We start from the raw sequence: 17,179 nt of genomic DNA on the forward strand, positions 1-17,179 counted from the left end.
TTACTGTTGCACTGCCAGGCGCCGGCCCGTGAAGCTGATCACTTCCTTATAGAAATGGCTCATATCGTGATAGCCGTGGTGGCAGGGAGAGAAAGTTTCCCTGGCAGCTACATAGGCAGTCAGGGCCGCTCTTGCCCGCAGGATGGAGAAATACTTTTTGGGACTGAGGCCAACAACGTTATGGAAGTAACGGTTGATGGTTTTAGAGCTGACAAATAATCTTTCTGCTATCTCGCTGGTGTTGTACTGCATACGGTTGGATGCATACAGGTCAATGCTGTTCTTTACAAGATGGATATAGTGGTCTTTCTTTTGTTGCCTGGAAAGCTGCAATAAAAAGAAGTGCTGCAACAGTGTCATTCTTTCTTCAAAGGATGCTGCGGTTTTAACGTGGTGAAGAAGCATAGCTGGTAGTATATCCTTTAATGCGACCACTGTGTTGATGAACTGTGCCTGGTTGATGCCCAGTATGGCTTCCAGTCCGCCGGGGAAAAACTTTACGGTGAAGATATAATCTGCCGGCAGGTTCTGACGTTCCGTGACCGAATCCCTTAAAACAAGCACATCATCGGCAGCGCCGATATGATAATTGTTTTTAGCCGTTATAAGGCGATAGGAAGCGCCCAGGTTGATCCACATAGTAGGCGTCCAGCTGGGGAACATTTTTACGGTAAAAGAGCTGTTATTCGCATGTAATGCAGTTTCTTCGAAAGAGGATTCGGAAATGAATTCGATATACGCTTCCAGTTCAGGACAGGGAGCGCTGAAGTTGTAGAGTTGCCTGATATTATCGAAGATTTCTACCATACGGGAACTAAGTTAAGGATTAATCCGGCATGTTACAGGGAGTTGCTCCGCTTGTGCTGCCGCTTCGTCTAATTCCCTATTTTTATATGCCGTTAAGATTCGTTGTATAAAACCCATATCATGTCTCAATCCACACTCGCACATCCTGGTCAGCCCGTTATGGCCACATCGCTGGAAAACTTCTTTCCCGGTTATTTTGCGCTGGTAATGGCCACGGGTATTGTGTCCATTGGTTTGTTCCTGTGGAAGTATACCCTCTTAGCCGGTATCTTCCTTGGCCTGAATGTGGTTTTCTATGCCGGGCTCTGGGTCATCCTTATTCTCCGCATCGTGAAATACCCGGTTATTGTGTGGAATGATCTTCATCATCCGGCCAGGGGCGTAACATTTCTGACGCTGGTAGCGGGCAACAATGTGCTGGGAAGCCAGGTGGCTATCATTGCAGGGCGTATGGATATAGCGCTGATCATATGGATTGTGGGGTTTGCGCTTTGGGCACTTATACTATACACGTTTTTCCTGGTGAACATTCTCAAGGAACCGAAGCCGGAGCTGCAGCAGAGCATTAGTGGCGCGTGGCTGCTGATAGTGGTCTCTACAGAATCGGTGGCAGTGCTGGGAGCTGTTATTGCCAACAGTAGTCCTTTTCACTGGCTGATCGCGTTTATCTCACTCTGTTCCTATATGACAGGCGGCATGTTCTATTTTGTGCTGATCGGGCTGATCCTTTATCGCTGGCTTTTTTTCAGTATGAAAGCAGAGACGCTTACACCTCCGTACTGGATCAATATGGGTGCTGTAGCTATTATATCGCTGGCGGGTTCCCGCCTCGTGATGTATGCCAGGACGCATGAGGAGCTGAGCCAGTGGGCAAATTTCATACAGGCCTTTACCATGTTCTTCTGGGCTTTTGCAAGCTGGTGGATCCCTTTGTTGTTCCTGATGTTTGCATATCGTCATTTCATTGCCCGGGTGCCGTTGAAGTACGATCCGCAATACTGGTCCATGGTGTTCCCGCTGGGGATGTATGGCGTATGTACTTTTAACTATGCATTGATTACAGGTTTTACCTTCATTAAACCCATTTCGGCATTATTTGTTATATTAGCTTTAATGACCTGGGTGATCGTGCTGATAGGCCTGTTCATCGATCTGTTCCCAACTGCAAAGAAACCGTAACCTCATTGTTTTGTTCCTGATAACCATAAAAGGATGTTTATGCGTTTCTCTCTCAATAAAAAAGCCGCCGTCATCTCGATCATTGTGACACTTGCCTGTGTGCTAGTATCATTCTATGGCTCGAGGAAACTACAGAATTTTGATCCGGCGCTTATTGCCTATTTATTTGGGACCCTCTTTGCCCTGTTTGGCGTTGTGTACCGTTACTGTGTATGGCTGCAAAGACCGCCTACCCGGATGTATTTCAAACGTACGTGGCAACTGGTGTTCACCCGCAGCTTTTTCATACATGTATATACGCTGCTGAAAGATTCCGTTAAAAACCTGTTGTTCCAGCAATTCATTTACCCCAGAGGGAGGAAGCGGTGGATCGCGCATTTTATGCTGGCTGCGGGTTGCCTTGCCGCCTTCGCGATCACCGTTCCGCTTACGCTGGGATGGATCAACTTTACACTGGACCCTGCCACTGCGCTGGACCCGGGTATGACTAAACTATATAATGCCAATTTCTTCGGCTTTAAAGTGATGAGCTTTAAACTGGGATCTGTGCTGGCATTTCTGATCTTCCATGCCCTGACATGGTGCTCCTGGCTGGTAATTGCCGGCGCTGTTATCTTTCTTGTCAGAAGACTGACCAATGCAGGTCTGATCGCTTCACAAACTTTTGAAGGCGATCTGCTGCCGCTGATCCTGCTCATTATTATATCCCTGACAGGATTGGGGCTCAATTTCAGCTATGCGTTTATGAAGGGAATTGCCTACGATTTTATGTCGGTAACGCATGCCATTGCAGTGATCCTCTTCCTGGTATGGATTCCCTTTGGTAAATTCTTTCATATCATTCAGCGGCCTGCACAAATAGGTGCGCATATCTATAAACAGGAGGGTAAAAAAAGAGGGATGGCCGTGTGCCCGCATACGGGTAAAGAATTTACCACGCAATTACATGTAGACGATCTGAAAATAGTGACGAAGGAAGTGGGATTTGATTTTACACTGGAAGATGGCACCTCGCATCTTGACTATAGTCCCGAAGGTAAACGTTCACTCCTGGCTAAAGCGCATCTGAAAGCAAGGCAGGAGGGAGGAACTTTTTTTGGATAAGCAATGGCACTGAGGCCGGCACTAAATACATTCAGCATGGCAAAACTACCTGTATCTCCCGAAAAGATCATTACTCATTTTGGCCCTCATCTCAACTTTGCGCCACAGGAAGGGTATGTGGGAAGAGACGAACCGGATGCTACCGTGAAAACGCATTGCTGCTTTTGCGGTATGCAATGCGGCATACAACTGCTGGTCAGGAATAATAAAGTAGTAGGGTTCGAACCCTGGATGGAATTTCCTTTCAATGAAGGACGGCTATGCCCGAAGGGCGTACAACGTTATCTGCAGAATAATCACCCGGACCGTTTGCTGGAACCTTTGGAGAGAGTGGAGGGAGAGGGATTTAAACCCCTTCCCTGGGATAGTGCCCTGGACAGGGTCAGCGCAGAGATCAAACGGATACAGGCTGCTTACGGGAAGGATGCATTCGCACTTTTATCGGGTGTATCGCTCACCAATGAAAAGAGTTACCTGATAGGCAAGTTTGCCCGGGTGGCGGTGAAAACTGCCAATCTCGACTACAATGGCAGGTTGTGCATGGTGAGCGCCGGCGCGGGCAATAAGAAGGCCTTTGGACTGGACCGTTCTTCCAACAACTATGCTGACCTTGAGCATGCAGAAGTGATCATTGTGACGGGCGCCAATGTGAGCGAGACTTTTCCCACCCTTACGCATTGGCTCTGGCGGGCCAGGGATAACGGCGCAAAGCTTATCGTCATAGATCCGCGGATCATTCCCCTGGCCAGAACCGCAGATATACACCTGCCTGTAAAACCAGGAACGGATTCCGCTTTGTATGGCGCCATGCTTAAATACCTGGCAGACCATGATATGCTGGACCATGAGTTCATCAACAATCATACAACCGGCTTCGAAGACGCCCTTGCGGCGGTAAAGGATTATACGCTTGAATGGGCGGAAGCCGTTACGGGCATAGATAAGGAAAAGATACGTCTGGCAGCAGAACTATGGGGCAGGGCCAAGACGAGCTTTTTGTTGCATGCCCGTGGCATAGAGCATCACTCCAAAGGTGTGGACAATGTGCTGGGGTGCATTAACCTGGTACTTGCCACGGGGCGCATCGGCCGGCCGTATTGCGGTTATGGCACCATTACAGGGCAGGGGAATGGTCAGGGAGGCCGGGAGCATGGTCATAAATGCGATCAGTTACCGGGCAACCGTGATATTACCAACCCGGAGCACCGGAAATATATTGCAGATGTATGGGGCATCCCGGAAGCAGAAATGCCAGGGAAAGGGCTTACCGCCTGGGAGCTGATAGAAGCCATACACCGGGGAGAAGTAAAAGGCCTGTTGTCCATCTGCTTTAACCCGCTTGTATCATTACCTAACAATAACTATGTAAGGGAGGCGCTGGAAAAACTTGAGTTCTTCGTCTGCATCGATTTCTTTTTAAGTGAAACGGCCCGGCATGCTGATCTTGTACTGGCCGGATCGCTGCATGAAGAGGAGGAAGGAACGGTAACGACAGCAGAAGGCAGGGTAGTGCGCATCCGCAGGGCTGTTACGCCTCCCGGGAATGCCCGTACTGATACAGCTATCATCCTGGATATTGCTGCAAGGCTTGGAGCGGCAGATAAATTTGACTATGCCGATGCAGAAGCTATTTTCAATGAACTGCGTGTTGCTTCGAAAGGAGGAACGGCAGATTACTATGGCATCACCTACAAAAAGATCGAAGATAATATGGGTGTTTTCTGGCCCTGTCCTTCAGAAGATCATCCTGGTACACCCAGGTTGTGGGAAGACAGAAAATTTGCCACAGCAGATGGTAAAGCCCATTTTAACCCGGTGAAATTCCGGGAGCCGGCTGAAGTAACGGACACCGAATATCCGGTGGTGCTCACTACCGGCCGCGTAGTATCTCAATACCTCAGTGGTACACAAACAAGGCGTATCGGGAAACTGGTAGGAATTATGCCGGAACCATTACTGGAAATACATCCTGAACTGGCGCAGCGTTATGGTATACGGCAACGTGAAACTGTACGGGTGACTACCCGACGCGGCACTGCAGATTTTGCTGCCAATATCGTAGAAACGATCAGGAAAGATACCGTGTTCATTCCTTATCACTGGCCAGGCCGAAAATCGGCCAACCAGCTTACGATAGGCACGCTTGACCCTGTGTCCAAAATACCGGAATTCAAGGTGTGCGCCTGCAGGCTGGAGCCCCTGGGCGTATTTACCAAAGCCGGCGAAACAAATGCATATGATAGTATCTGATTCACATTAAATACACCGACAATGGAAGTTACTGCCTACAAAACGAATATGGAGTTCTTCGTAGATATGCAACGTTGCATTGGATGCAGGGCCTGTGAAATGGCTTGCGCCGAATGTGAGACCAATGGCCAGGAAAGTATGATCCATGTCAATTATGTGGAGCGCGCCGTTACTATTCAAACCACTGTGCAGGTATGTATGCACTGCGATGATCCGGTTTGTGCGGAGGTATGCCCGGCAGATGCTATTACGAAAGATGAATTTGCTGTAGTGCACAGCGCGAATACCGCCCGTTGCATCGGCTGTTCCAACTGCGTGATGGCATGCCCTTTTGGCGTACCGATAAAAGAAGAGAAGTATGACATGATGATGAAGTGCAACATGTGCTACGACCGTACCAGCGCAGGCAAGAAGCCGATGTGTGCTACTGTATGTCCCAGTCAGGCCCTGTTTTATGGAACACGCGAAGAGATCAGCCGGATGCGTCCAAACAGTACACCTGTCAATACATTCATCTTTGGAAAGCAGGAGGTTACTACCAAAGTAAATATCATGATGCCGAAAGGAAGCACTCACCTGAAGATCCATTAAACTAAAAGATATGTCTGATCAAAATGAAAAGGAGCCTAACTGGAAGCGGGATTTTCCAATAGAAAGAACAGCGGCAACGAAGGTGAGCCGGCGGGACTTTGCCCGCTTTCTATGCCTGGTGTCCGGCGGACTGGCAACCGGGAGCGCCTACGTAGCCGTGAAAGCGAATTTCTTTCCGCAGGAAGCGGTAAAGGGTGAACATTTTGTTTGCAAGGCAACTGGGGTTCCCCGCGGAGGTACGCGTTCTTTCGTTATAGAAGGCAGCAGTATCCCTTATATTCTCATACACCTGGAAGATGGTAGCTGGAGGGCTTATGAACAAAAGTGTACGCACCTGTCGTGTGCAGTGTATTATAAACCTGGCAGCGGACAGATCGTATGCCCATGCCATGAGGGCTTCTTCGATGCCCTGACGGGCGAAGTACTGGCTGGCCCTCCGCCAAGGCCATTGCCTGCACTGGAAGTAGTACTGAATGGAGAGGATGTATTTGTAAGGGCTGGTAACAGCGAACCCGATCAAAAAGCCAGCCGTACCTGAATATTCAAATTAAGACAATGAGCAGCTTCAAAGACGCGCAGAATAAAGCGCACCCGAATAAGACAAATACACTGATGTCTGCATTGATCGTGATCCTCATACTGAACATCAGCATACAGATATGGCTCTTGTATACCGGCCTCAATAATGCACTCGGAAAGAATAAGGATGTTGCCTTACCCGCATTCATTGCCTCGCTGGTCTTATTCCTGATCGGATTTTTCTGGTTATACTTTTTGCCAATGGGCTACCGGCGAAAAAATAATAAATAAGCCATTGCGGATTTTAATAGCTTTGATAACTTCATCTGTGCCGACATGGATGAATGAACATCTTTTTTATTAACCGCGAACTGAATTCGTATCTTAAGCCTGCATAGTATGGATGGTATAAAAACAAGAAGAGCCACAACAGATGACCTGCCTGTACTCGATAATTTCCTCCAGCTGCTGGTGGACGCAGAAAGACCTTTTGATGAAACCATCAAAGAGGGGAAGGCTATCTATTATGATCTTAGGATGCTGATAGAAAGTGACGATGCGGAGCTGCTGGTATTAGACAAAGATGGTACGCTGGTAGGATGCGGGTATGCGCTTATCCAAAAGGCGAAATCATATTTAAAGTACCGGGAATATGCGCATTTGGGATTTATGTATGTAGTGCCCGAATACAGGGGCATGGGCCTGAACCAACGGTTAATCGATGGCCTCAAACAATGGGTCCTGTCAAAAGGTGTCAGAGAGGTACGGCTGGAAGTGTATGAAGACAACACAGCTGCAGTAAAGGCCTATGAAAAAGCAGGTTTCAAAAAACTGCTTTCAACGATGCGTTATGAGATAAGGTAAAGGAACGACCAGCTACGCCAGTCCCTCCTTTATTGCCTTGATATACTTTTTATTGTTCGATTTTGTAATGACGATATCTCTGCATTGGTTGAAGTCCGCAAATGTTTTGATAGCTGCTGTGAGTTTGCTGATCATCTCTTCGTTTAATGTTACTGCTTCGAAATGAAGATTGTGGATGATCAGTGTTCTCTTTTTCCTGTCGGCCTTCGAATCCATCCTGGCTACAAAGGTATCTCCGATCAATACAGGCAATGAAAAATAGCCGTATTTGCGTTTGGGCTCCGGAACAAAACATTCTATCTGGTAATCGAAGTTAAAGAAGTCCCTCAGGCGATGTCTGAACACGTTCAGTACGTCGAAAGGGGAAAGAATGAAGGCATCATCCGACAAAACGATCTTCTTATTTTTATATGAAGGCAGCATATAGAGGGGCGCGCTTTTAAGTCCCTCAATACTTACCTGGCAGACTTCACCCTCCGCTACAAGTTGCTGCAGCACCTGTTTCACCAGGTGATCCTTTACACGACGGGCACGCCAGGCTATTTCTTTTACATAGGCAATGCCCAGTGCCTGTAATGTGCGCAGGATAACATGCCGGGCAAACTCCTCCGGCGACGGGGTGGTAGTATCTACGTCTGCCGGGAGGATATTGATGGGCAGATCATATAGTTTATGAAAGTCTTTATTCCGTGTGCACATCAATCTCCCGTCCATATACAGGCGCTCAAGTGCGATCTTCGATGGCCGCCAGTCCCACCAGCCGGAACTGGCCTCCTGCCGGTCGTTATCAAAATCTTTTACCGTCAGGGGCCCTTCCCGTTCAATCCTGTCCAGTACTTTTTTCATGAGATTCATCTCTGGCTGTGTAAGCGGCTTCCCATTGGCCGCATAGCTTTCCTTTACCGGTAGGGAAAAACGAAAGTCATGCATTGGCATGTAGCTTGAGTCGGAGATGAAGTATTCAAAGATCCTCCCATCCTCCTGCAGGTGGTCCAGCCATTCCGGTTTGTAGTCGGGCACACGCGATACAATAGTATGATGATGCGCGCGCTCGACAACATAGTTGGTATCGATCTGGACAAAACCAAGGTGGTCGATTAGCTTATAGACGGCCTCCGGGCCTTTTCCAAACTGCGCCCGTCTGGAAAGTCCTGCCGCATGGAGAATGATCTTCCTGGCTTGTGAAGGAGAGAGGATCTGTTGATTCATAGATGTGAAGTAAGTTAAAAAACGGCCGCTTTTACTTTGTTCCCAGTATTTCTTTATGTTTCGGGTCTGCCAGATTCTGCACAAACCAATGAGGGTATGAAATGCCTGGCTGTGTGAGTTGATCCAGGGTTTTCATCTCTGCCTCACTTAGTTCCACCTCTACGGCTTTCAGGTTGTTTTCCAGCTGCTGCAGCTTGCTGGCGCCAACAAGGATGCTGGATACTACCGGTTTGTTAAGCAACCATGACAATGCTACCTGTGCGGGAGATGCATTGTGTGCGGCGGCGATCTCCTTCAGCACATCCACGACGTCGTAGCCTTTTTCCTTGTCGAAAGGTAAGATGTCGAATCCGGATAGGCGGTTATCCTGGTCTTTCGCGCCTTCCCGTGTATACTTACCGCTGAGGAAACCACCGGCCAGGGGGCTCCAGACAGTCATGCCAATGCCTGCGTGCTGCATGAAGGGAACGATATCATGTTCTACATCCCGTCCCAGGAGGGAGTAATACATCTGTCCATTAGAGAAGGTGGCCCAGCCGCGTTCCTTTTGCATCTGGTAGGCGATGGCCGCTTTCCATACCGTCCAGTTGGAAAAGCCGATATACCGCACCTTGCCCGCACGCACCAGCATATCCAGCGTTTCGAGTGTCTCTTCCAATGGCGTATAAGGGTCTTCCTTATGCACGATATACAGGTCTATATAATCTGTGTTCAGCCTTTTTAGGCTTTGCTCGCAGGAGAAAAGGATATGACGTCTTGAAAGACCAGCCTGTGTAACGGGCTCGCCTGTCCTGAAACCTACTTTTGTAGCAATGACTACATCCTGGCGGCGTTTGGACAGGGTCTTGCCTAACATTACTTCTGACTGACCGCCGGAGTAACCATCCGCAGTATCAAAGAAATTAATGCCTGCATCCAGTGCCTTGTCGACCATTAATTGTGCGTCTTCCTGTGTCACTTTGTACACTGCCGTAATGGAAGGATCGTTACCAAAGGTCATAGAGCCGAAAGAGAGCCTGGATACCACCAGGCCGGTATTGCCGAGTTGACTGTACTTCATACACGCGTTTTTATAATAGCTAAAAGATGTGACAGGTTATTACAATGCCGGGTAAAATTAGTATAACCGGACATGGATCACAAAAGAAAGTTATGCACCCTCTATGGCCTATATCTTTTTGATATCCAGCAGGGGCCCTTTGCCGCCATTCTTCTTTTCAAGATGCTCGATCAGCACTGTATCGCCGGGACGAAATGTAGTTAGCTGATGTTGTTCCACTGTGCCATTCCCAAGCCTGTACCAGGTATGTTTTGACATGCTTTTGCCAGACCTGGCCATGGCCTCGAGTTTCTCGGTGACGGTAGTAGTAATACAGATCTTGTTGCTACCTCTCATAATGCCGATGATACGGGGCAGGGTTACACAGGCAATGATGACAAGGATGAGCAGGAACAGCAGTCCGATAAAGAGCCATACCTCTTTTTTGAATCCGGCGATCATGGCCGCTATCACTCCCATAACGGCCAGTATGGCAAAAATGATCTTCAGTTCTGTTACGAAGTTATCCAGTTGCCGTTGTTTGTCATCTTCCTGCAATGGACGCACTGTTGCCTGGTAGCGCGATGGCTTGTAGTGAGACTGTAAGAGCAGTTCAACGCCTGGCTCGATGGGTACCAGGTGAAGGGATGTATTTGTATTGAGCAAGGCCGCCGCTGAAACGAAAGGTCTTTTATATTCTGTTTTTGCCAGGTATACCGGTAGGGGAACATATACAAGGAAAGAAGAACCGCCTATCGTATAGCGCAGGTACTTTTTGTCTATCGTCTCGAGTTGCTGCAGGATGCCACTAATAATTCTTTTGTTTTGTATAGGGCCAAATTGTCTTTTTGTTTTACGGTAGATCCTGATGGACCTGTATAACAGCAACAACCCCACGCAGAACAGTACCAGGAAAAATGTAAGTAACATCCCGACGGCGGGGGGATCGTTTTCGGACATCATAATGCCGGCAATACCGCATGACAGCAGGATGAGAACAATGCCAACACCGGCAACGAGGTAGATCTCGAGGTTGGCAGCCCGGCGGAGGGATGACAGCAATTGCCGGTCATCCGCAGATAAGGGAACTTGCGAATACATACAGGTAAAAATAATGCAGATAAAGCATTCTCTCTGAAATTTGTCCAATGCAGCTGCCGACCATGTGTTGTTGTCTGTTAGGGTGAGGCCGGTCATCATTGCGATAGCGCCCTTTTTCTTTTTTTACTTACGAGGTTTTTTTATACCGGAAAAATGCCTAAATTCATTCCGTAAATAGTAACCCAAAATCAAAATAACCAGATAGTCGAGCCTATATTCGTAAACCCTAAGTACAAACCGTTTAATCATATGAGTATTCTTTATAAGCGCTCCCATATTTTTGCGGGAACGTGATCTCATTATTGTTTACTGTAAGTTCCTTGTTAAGTTTTTTAGTCCCACTTTCATCGTTAACCATTTAAATTTTAATCTCGAATGAAAAAAACTGTTGTTTTCTTCCGCTACCTCCTTGTGCTATCGGTAGTATCATCTCTGTTATTTTCCTGTAAGAAAACTGACGTCGCGCCGCAGCAACCCGGAACAGATGCTGCAAACCCTGTTTTGAGTTACATTAAGAAATTAGGGTACCGCGACAGTGAAATTAAAGACATTGGCGACGAATATCTTGTTGACGGCGACATTTTATTTGCCAAGAACAGCAAGCCTGATGTATCGCTTTTGAATGGCCCCAAAACAGAGCAATACGGTACTGCCAATTATGTAGGTTATAGTGTGCAGCCCAACATCCTGGTCTATGTTGATCCGTCCATGAACAACTACATCAACGAAATTAACGGCGCTGTTGCTATGTGGAATAATGTGATCAACTGCAGGGTTAAATTTGCCATCACTACTGTCTCCGGCACTGCGCATATCCGCATTATCAACGCTAACCTGGGATCAGGTGTATGCGGGGCGGCTTATTTCCCGCTGAACGGTCAGCCGGGCGGATTGATAAGAATTAACATCAACCAGATAGCAGGCAATTCCTTTGACCAGCGTCAACGTACCATTGCGCACGAAATCGGGCACTGTATCGGTTTCAGACATACCAACTGGCAATCCGGCGAGCCCCAGTCCGGTACCTCAGGCGACAATGGCGCTTACTTTGATGCAATGCACATATTGGGCACTCCTACAGGTGGTGATCCTAACTCTATCATGAACGGAGGGCAATGTGGCAGCGGTGCAACCACGCTTTCCAGTTTTGACATACTGACCGTACAGTTCCTGTACCCTGCAAACCCGCCGGTAGCCGGAACGGTGCCTGTATTCCGTTATTATTCCAGGTCTACATGGCAGGACCATTTCTATACAACCAGTCTCAATGAACTGGGAAATGGTACTAACAGTGATTATATTTTTGAAGGCATTGGCTTCTTTGCATTTCCAAACCAGGTAGCTAACTCGGTGCCGGTATATCGCTGGTACCAGAGACAAAACGGAGATCACTTCTATACCACTAATCCGAATGAAACTTCGGGGACGCTGGAAGGGATCGCTTTTTATGTATATCCATCGGCTATTAATGGCGCCGTACCGGTACACAGGTATTACAGTGGCTCGTTTGGTGATCATATGTATACCAAGAACCAGAATGAACTTTCACTTATACCCGGCTATACATATGAAGGTGTTGGCTGGTATGCGTATTAAGATATTGGGGTTGTAAGGGGAGAAGCAGCAACAGATCTCCCGATCAAAGGGAAAAAGGGCTGTATCAGCATTGATGCAGCCCTTTTTATGTGGGGAGACAAGAGCACTTATGCGTTTAGGATAATGCGTATTGATGGTTATGTAAGGTTAAATTTACCTACATTTGATGCTGTACAATTATTCATTCCCATGAAAAGAACTGAATGGTTTAAAAGGACATTCCCGATCATTGAAGACAACGGACTGCTGCCTTCCATCATAGAACGCCTCAGCGGCACTCCGGCCCGTGTAGAGGAGATCATCGGTCAGCTCGATCCTGACCTGCTGACGATGAAGCCAGGCGGCAAATGGAGCATTAAAGAAGAAATAGGGCATCTGGGCGACATCGAGCCATTGTGGTCCGGGCGCATAGATGATTTTATAAATGGATTGCAGGAATTGCGGCCTGCCGACCTGACGAACCAGGCAACACATGATGCTGACCATAACGCTACGAAAATAGTTACCCTGCTGCAACGGTTCAGGGAACAGCGACAGGCGCTGGTAAATAAGCTGCTTGCATTGAAAGATGAACAGCTGGAAGGAAAAGCATTGCATCCACGGCTGAAAACGCCTATGCGGATCATTGACCTGGCTTATTTTGCGGCGGAGCATGATGATCATCACCTGTCGTGTGTACGGGCAATCACAGGGTTTTAGGCTGATATTGTATTCCGATCGTTACTATTCCCGGACAGATTAATAACATTCCATATTTATCCTTATAATGCTCGCAGTTCACTGGACACCCGTAAACAACACTAAATCAATTCTGAAGAACGGTATTCGGAAATCCAAAACAGGTCTTTATTGCTTTCCCCTTACCGGAATAAAGCAATTGGACAAGTGGTGGGTCAATTTTTTTAACCAAAGCCGCGTAAGAGCACGGAAGAAGTACAATGGAATTGTTTTCAGAATTACCCAGGAAGATCTGCCTGCTTCTTTTGGACATTGGGTCGGTGACCGGAATTTGAACATTACTGACCTGAAGATATTGGAGCATGAGTACCGGGAGACGGTTTTATGGCGTATCGGTGAGCAAATTGCGGCAGACAGGTCCTTAGAGGATTGGAGAGATGGAGATAAATTTATGCCATTTGCGAAAGCTGCATTAAAAAATAATCCGGGGCTGCTGCATGAACATATGCGTTCAGCTGGTTTTATGGCCTTTACCTTTGAAGATTATGAGATTATTTTATCCAACTCAATTGCTGCCGATAGGATCATTAAAGTGATACCCCAGGGCAATGAATTTGGGAGAGTGATCAAACAGCGAAAAAAAATCGGTCCTGTAAAACATCGTAAAGCATTTTATCAATCTGAAGACTAAGTAAATTGTAAATAAAACAAAAATGGCTGCATCAGATATCGATGCAGCCATTTCTATTTTATAGCCAATACGGTTAATTGTCTGTTTTTTGTTCTGCCAAAAAGCTTACCACATCCCTGATCTCTTTCTTGGACAGGATCAGTTTCATATCCGGCATACTGGATTGAGCGTAGTCCTTGTGTACGATCTGGTCGGCTGCAATAGTGCGTTCTGTATTACCTTCCTTGATCGTCAACCCGGTTTTGGTCTCGCCCTGCAGAATGCCGTTCACCTTTTTGCCATCTTTCAGTTCCAGCGTCACCATACCATATCCTGGCGCCAGGCGGGCGCTGGGAGTGATAAGTGCCTGCAGGATCTGTTCCCTGGTAATGCGGCCGGCAACACCGTTTAGCCGTGGCCCTGCGGTACCGCCACGGTCATCATAAGAGTGACAGCGCATACACTGGGAGTTTTCGTTATGGAAAAATATCTGCCTGCCTCTTCTTGGATCGCCACCCAGCAGGCAGCTGCGGTAGGAGGCCATCATATCGTTGGATGCCATTTTACTGTTCACCGCTTTGTAACGGGTGGCCAGCTGTGTAGAGCGGCTGCTGTCGATTGCCTCACCCAGTTCGAGGTAGATGTCCGGATCCAGCTGACCGGCAGCCATCTTATCGAGCAGGTCGTTCAGCGGCTTCTCTGTATACTGTGACGGCAGTTTGCCCAGGGTGAGCAGGGCGGCCTGTTTTTCTTCCATGGTCTTGTTGGCAATGACCCCTGTGAGCAGGTTCACCATTACATTTTCAGACAAATGCATTTTGCTCAGCAGGTCCAGACCGGTTACGCGCACTGATTTTTCTTTGTCGGCCAGTGCAGCGGTGATACCCTGTTCTACACCTGCATCCTGCAGGGCGACCAATGTTTCCAGTGAAGCAGCCCGCATCGCTGCGTCCTTGTCCGTTTTTACAGCTGCCAGCACCTGGGGACCGGCTTGTTTGATCTGTAGTTTAGCGATGGCTTTGGCTGCACTGATGCGCACCGGCAGCTCTTTATCCTTTAAGAGGGCGGTGAGTGGTGCAGTGGAAATATTCACTACCGGCGCCGGGTTCCTTTTTACTTCTCCGCGCAGTCTTCCGTCAACACGGTCCAGCACAGAGGGTTTAGCCCATACGCTTAAAGCGTCTATCGCTTCTGCGCGCATTGGCGCCGGGCTGCCCGCTTTCTGCGCATAGTCCACCAGGTTATGCATGGCGGCATCTGTGCCTACCCGCAGGTTGGCGTTGATAGCGCGGCGGATCAGCGCCTCGTTTTTAAAGGTGGTAGTACCAAGCAGGTTAGCCAGTGCAGGCAATGCCTCTTTAATGGAGAGGTCGTCATTGATAGCGCGGGCAGTCTCCGTTACTACAAATTCATCTTTATCATTCAGGAATGCAGCAATACCAGGATGGCTCATTCTTCTCAACGCTACTACTGCTGCAATACGCAGTGCGCGGGAAGGGCTGTTTGACAGCGCGATCAGCGGTGCTGCCTGACCGATGCGGGACAGTGCCAGTGCGCCGGCATGCCGTTGATAGGCATCCACGTCGTTGTTAGCCTCCAGGAAGGATATCAGCGGTTGTACAGCAGGGGCATACTGTATTCTGCCCAAAGCTTCCGCAGCGAAGAAACGTGCACGGCTGGCAGTATCTTTCAATACTGGTACCAGGGCCGCTCCGGCTTCTTTATAGCGGATATCGCCCAGCCATTTGGCTGCCTGTGCCCGTATTTCCGGGTCGCTGTCTTTCAACAGCGGCAGTAATGCTTTTGCATATTGTTTATCCTGGCGGGCCAGCTGGCTCAGTCCCCATATGGCGTGTACCCTTGCCAGCTGATTGTCTGTCTGTTTTAATGCCTGCTCAAACAAAGGAGCGCCTTTTTCTTTGCGCTTCACCAGTTCGAACTGTGCCTTCATGCGTACGCGCATGTCGGGGTTCTTCAGGAAGCCGGCCAGCTCTGTTTCCTTACGCTTGCTGAAATCTTCCGCCAGTAAGGATTTAGTGGTTTTCCTTTCTGCGGTAGCAGCCTGGCTTTTATCGTCCAGCTTCCAGATACGGCCGTAGTTATGTGTTTCCCAGCCATCGATCCAGTCAGCTACATATAATGCGCCATCTGGTCCGAAGTCGATACCGGTGGGCAGTACGCCGCCCAGCACTTTTTTATGCTCGCCCAGCTCGAAAGTGGCGCCTTTTGGGTTCAGTTTAAAGGCATGTATACCGGAATTGGAAGGGTTGCCCACAAACTCTGCTACGAAGAAGGTATTCTTATAAGCGGGCCCTAATGCAGTACCGGGATTGTATACAAAACCTGCAGGACCATTGACGAAGTTGCTGATACAAGGCGTGATATAAGCCGCCTGTCCTTCAAAACGGGGCACGTACATCTTTTCGTCCATCCAGACCTTGTAGTTGTTGTTGTCGGCGTCACGGTATTTACCGTATTGCCAGTTGCTGCGCCAGCCCTGATCGCCGCCATTCACCAGGTATACCAGGCGTTCGCTTTCACCGGGATGGTCGCCGTCATTGTCTTCGCTGATGATATTGCCATATTCATCAAAGGCAAATTCGTGCGTATTACGGATGCCATAGGAATATATTTCAAAATCGCTGCCATCGGGATTGGAGCGGGCCAGTACACCACAGTTAGGGAAGGACCATTGCTGCCCGTCAGGGCCTTTGCCGTTAAACCCGATATCACCTATCTGCCAGTAAATGCGGCCATCAGGTCCCATTTCCACGCCCGACATACCATGGCCGCTAAAGCCTACATGGATGCCATATCCGTGGGAAATAGATGTTTTTTCATCTGCAATACCGTCATGGTTCTTGTCTCTGATGCGCCAGAGATCCGGCGCTACGGCCAGGTAGAGATCATCGCCCTCAGCCAGTACGCCGCCGGCAACGTCTGTCACTTCATCGTGGAAGTCGTCTACTACCAATTGTGCCTGGTCTGCCACACCATCGCCGGAAACATCATCCAGGCGGTACACATGTTCCTTTTCAATGGTCAGGTCGCGCCAGTCGTGAGAGCTGTCGCCGTTCAGGTCTGCCAGCCATCCGTTCTTTTTGCTGTTCTCTGGCGATAGCTCCTTGTGCAGGAACGCACGTCGCTCTTCCACCGTTTGCAGGCTGATAGATGGTATTTCCCAGTCCCGGTGCCCGCGTATATCAAATTCGGAGTGTTTCTGCCGGTCTGTCGTTGTGTAATACACCCTTCCCTGGTCGTCTATGTCAATAGCGATAGGAGATATGACCAGAGAGTCAATACCCCAGAGGGTAAGGGAAAGATTGTCTGCCAGTTCAGGCTTTACAATAGCGCCGATGGAGTCTGCCAGCCGGGCCGTAAGAGTGGTATCCATTCGTTTGATCCGCTTATCCGCCGGTCCGCTGTCCTGCTTACAGGCAGGAAGGCAGGTGGCAGAAAAGAGCAGTGTCGCCAGAATAGGATCCTTAAAAGCATGTAGTTTTTTCATATGAGGACGCTGTAATTGTCATTTTTACACACATTCTTGCATGCAGAACGCGACTGATTAAGAT

At 48.5% G+C, this 17,179-nt stretch carries 15 protein-coding genes; 10 read left to right on the forward strand and 5 right to left on the reverse strand.

Annotated features, from left to right (window positions below):
- Entirely contained in the window at positions 1 to 807 is an 807-nt protein-coding gene (locus MYF79_RS13090) for a helix-turn-helix domain-containing protein (RefSeq protein WP_247814301.1), read from the reverse strand.
- Positions 808 to 927: 120 nt separating this feature from the next.
- Between MYF79_RS13090 and MYF79_RS13095 the strand changes: the two genes are divergently transcribed.
- The 7 genes from MYF79_RS13095 to MYF79_RS13125 all read left to right on the forward strand — a co-directional run bounded on the left by MYF79_RS13095 (position 928) and on the right by MYF79_RS13125 (position 7,314).
- Entirely contained in the window at positions 928 to 1,986 is a 1,059-nt protein-coding gene (locus MYF79_RS13095) for a tellurite resistance/C4-dicarboxylate transporter family protein (protein WP_247814302.1), read from the forward strand.
- A gap of 39 nt (positions 1,987 to 2,025) precedes the next feature.
- Positions 2,026 to 3,090, forward strand: a complete 1,065-nt coding sequence (locus MYF79_RS13100; RefSeq protein WP_247814303.1) for a hypothetical protein — start codon at positions 2,026 to 2,028, stop codon at positions 3,088 to 3,090.
- 36 nt (positions 3,091 to 3,126) lie between these two features.
- Positions 3,127 to 5,340, forward strand: a complete 2,214-nt coding sequence (locus MYF79_RS13105) for a molybdopterin oxidoreductase family protein (RefSeq protein ID WP_247814304.1) — start codon at positions 3,127 to 3,129, stop codon at positions 5,338 to 5,340.
- Positions 5,341 to 5,361: 21 nt separating this feature from the next.
- Positions 5,362 to 5,931 carry a 4Fe-4S dicluster domain-containing protein gene (locus tag MYF79_RS13110; protein WP_199657257.1) on the forward strand — a complete coding sequence of 190 codons (570 nt, stop codon included), beginning with the start codon at positions 5,362 to 5,364 and terminating at the stop codon, positions 5,929 to 5,931.
- Between the two features lie 10 nt (positions 5,932 to 5,941).
- Entirely contained in the window at positions 5,942 to 6,469 is a 528-nt protein-coding gene (locus tag MYF79_RS13115; RefSeq protein ID WP_247814306.1) for a Rieske (2Fe-2S) protein, read from the forward strand.
- A gap of 17 nt (positions 6,470 to 6,486) precedes the next feature.
- Positions 6,487 to 6,741, forward strand: a complete 255-nt coding sequence (locus MYF79_RS13120) for a DUF6755 family protein (RefSeq protein ID WP_247814307.1) — start codon at positions 6,487 to 6,489, stop codon at positions 6,739 to 6,741.
- Between the two features lie 108 nt (positions 6,742 to 6,849).
- Positions 6,850 to 7,314, forward strand: coding sequence for a GNAT family N-acetyltransferase (locus tag MYF79_RS13125; RefSeq protein ID WP_247814309.1), 465 nt, complete (start codon positions 6,850 to 6,852; stop codon positions 7,312 to 7,314).
- A gap of 12 nt (positions 7,315 to 7,326) precedes the next feature.
- Here the strand turns inward: MYF79_RS13125 and MYF79_RS13130 are convergent, their stop codons facing one another.
- The 3 genes from MYF79_RS13130 to MYF79_RS13140 form a co-directional block, all read right to left on the reverse strand.
- Entirely contained in the window at positions 7,327 to 8,523 is a 1,197-nt protein-coding gene (locus tag MYF79_RS13130) for a winged helix-turn-helix domain-containing protein (RefSeq protein ID WP_247814311.1), read from the reverse strand.
- A 31-nt stretch (positions 8,524 to 8,554) separates the two neighbouring features.
- Entirely contained in the window at positions 8,555 to 9,583 is a 1,029-nt protein-coding gene (locus MYF79_RS13135; protein ID WP_247814313.1) for an aldo/keto reductase, read from the reverse strand.
- A gap of 108 nt (positions 9,584 to 9,691) precedes the next feature.
- On the reverse strand, positions 9,692 to 10,663 hold the full coding sequence (locus MYF79_RS13140) for a hypothetical protein (RefSeq protein WP_247814315.1): 972 nt from the start codon (positions 10,661 to 10,663) through the stop codon (positions 9,692 to 9,694).
- A gap of 375 nt (positions 10,664 to 11,038) precedes the next feature.
- Here MYF79_RS13140 and MYF79_RS13145 point away from each other — a divergent pair, with 375 nt between their 5' ends.
- The 3 genes from MYF79_RS13145 to MYF79_RS13155 all read left to right on the forward strand — a co-directional run bounded on the left by MYF79_RS13145 (position 11,039) and on the right by MYF79_RS13155 (position 13,628).
- Entirely contained in the window at positions 11,039 to 12,259 is a 1,221-nt protein-coding gene (locus MYF79_RS13145; protein WP_247814317.1) for a M57 family metalloprotease, read from the forward strand.
- Positions 12,260 to 12,448: 189 nt separating this feature from the next.
- Entirely contained in the window at positions 12,449 to 12,958 is a 510-nt protein-coding gene (locus MYF79_RS13150; RefSeq protein WP_247814319.1) for a DinB family protein, read from the forward strand.
- A gap of 67 nt (positions 12,959 to 13,025) precedes the next feature.
- Positions 13,026 to 13,628, forward strand: a complete 603-nt coding sequence (locus MYF79_RS13155; RefSeq protein ID WP_247814321.1) for a hypothetical protein — start codon at positions 13,026 to 13,028, stop codon at positions 13,626 to 13,628.
- A 73-nt stretch (positions 13,629 to 13,701) separates the two neighbouring features.
- Here the strand turns inward: MYF79_RS13155 and MYF79_RS13160 are convergent, their stop codons facing one another.
- Positions 13,702 to 17,115 carry a HEAT repeat domain-containing protein gene (locus MYF79_RS13160; RefSeq protein ID WP_247814323.1) on the reverse strand — a complete coding sequence of 1,138 codons (3,414 nt, stop codon included), beginning with the start codon at positions 17,113 to 17,115 and terminating at the stop codon, positions 13,702 to 13,704.
- Positions 17,116 to 17,179 lie beyond the last annotated feature (64 nt).

Source organism: Chitinophaga filiformis (assembly GCF_023100805.1).
Lineage (GTDB): Bacteria > Bacteroidota > Bacteroidia > Chitinophagales > Chitinophagaceae > Chitinophaga > Chitinophaga filiformis_B.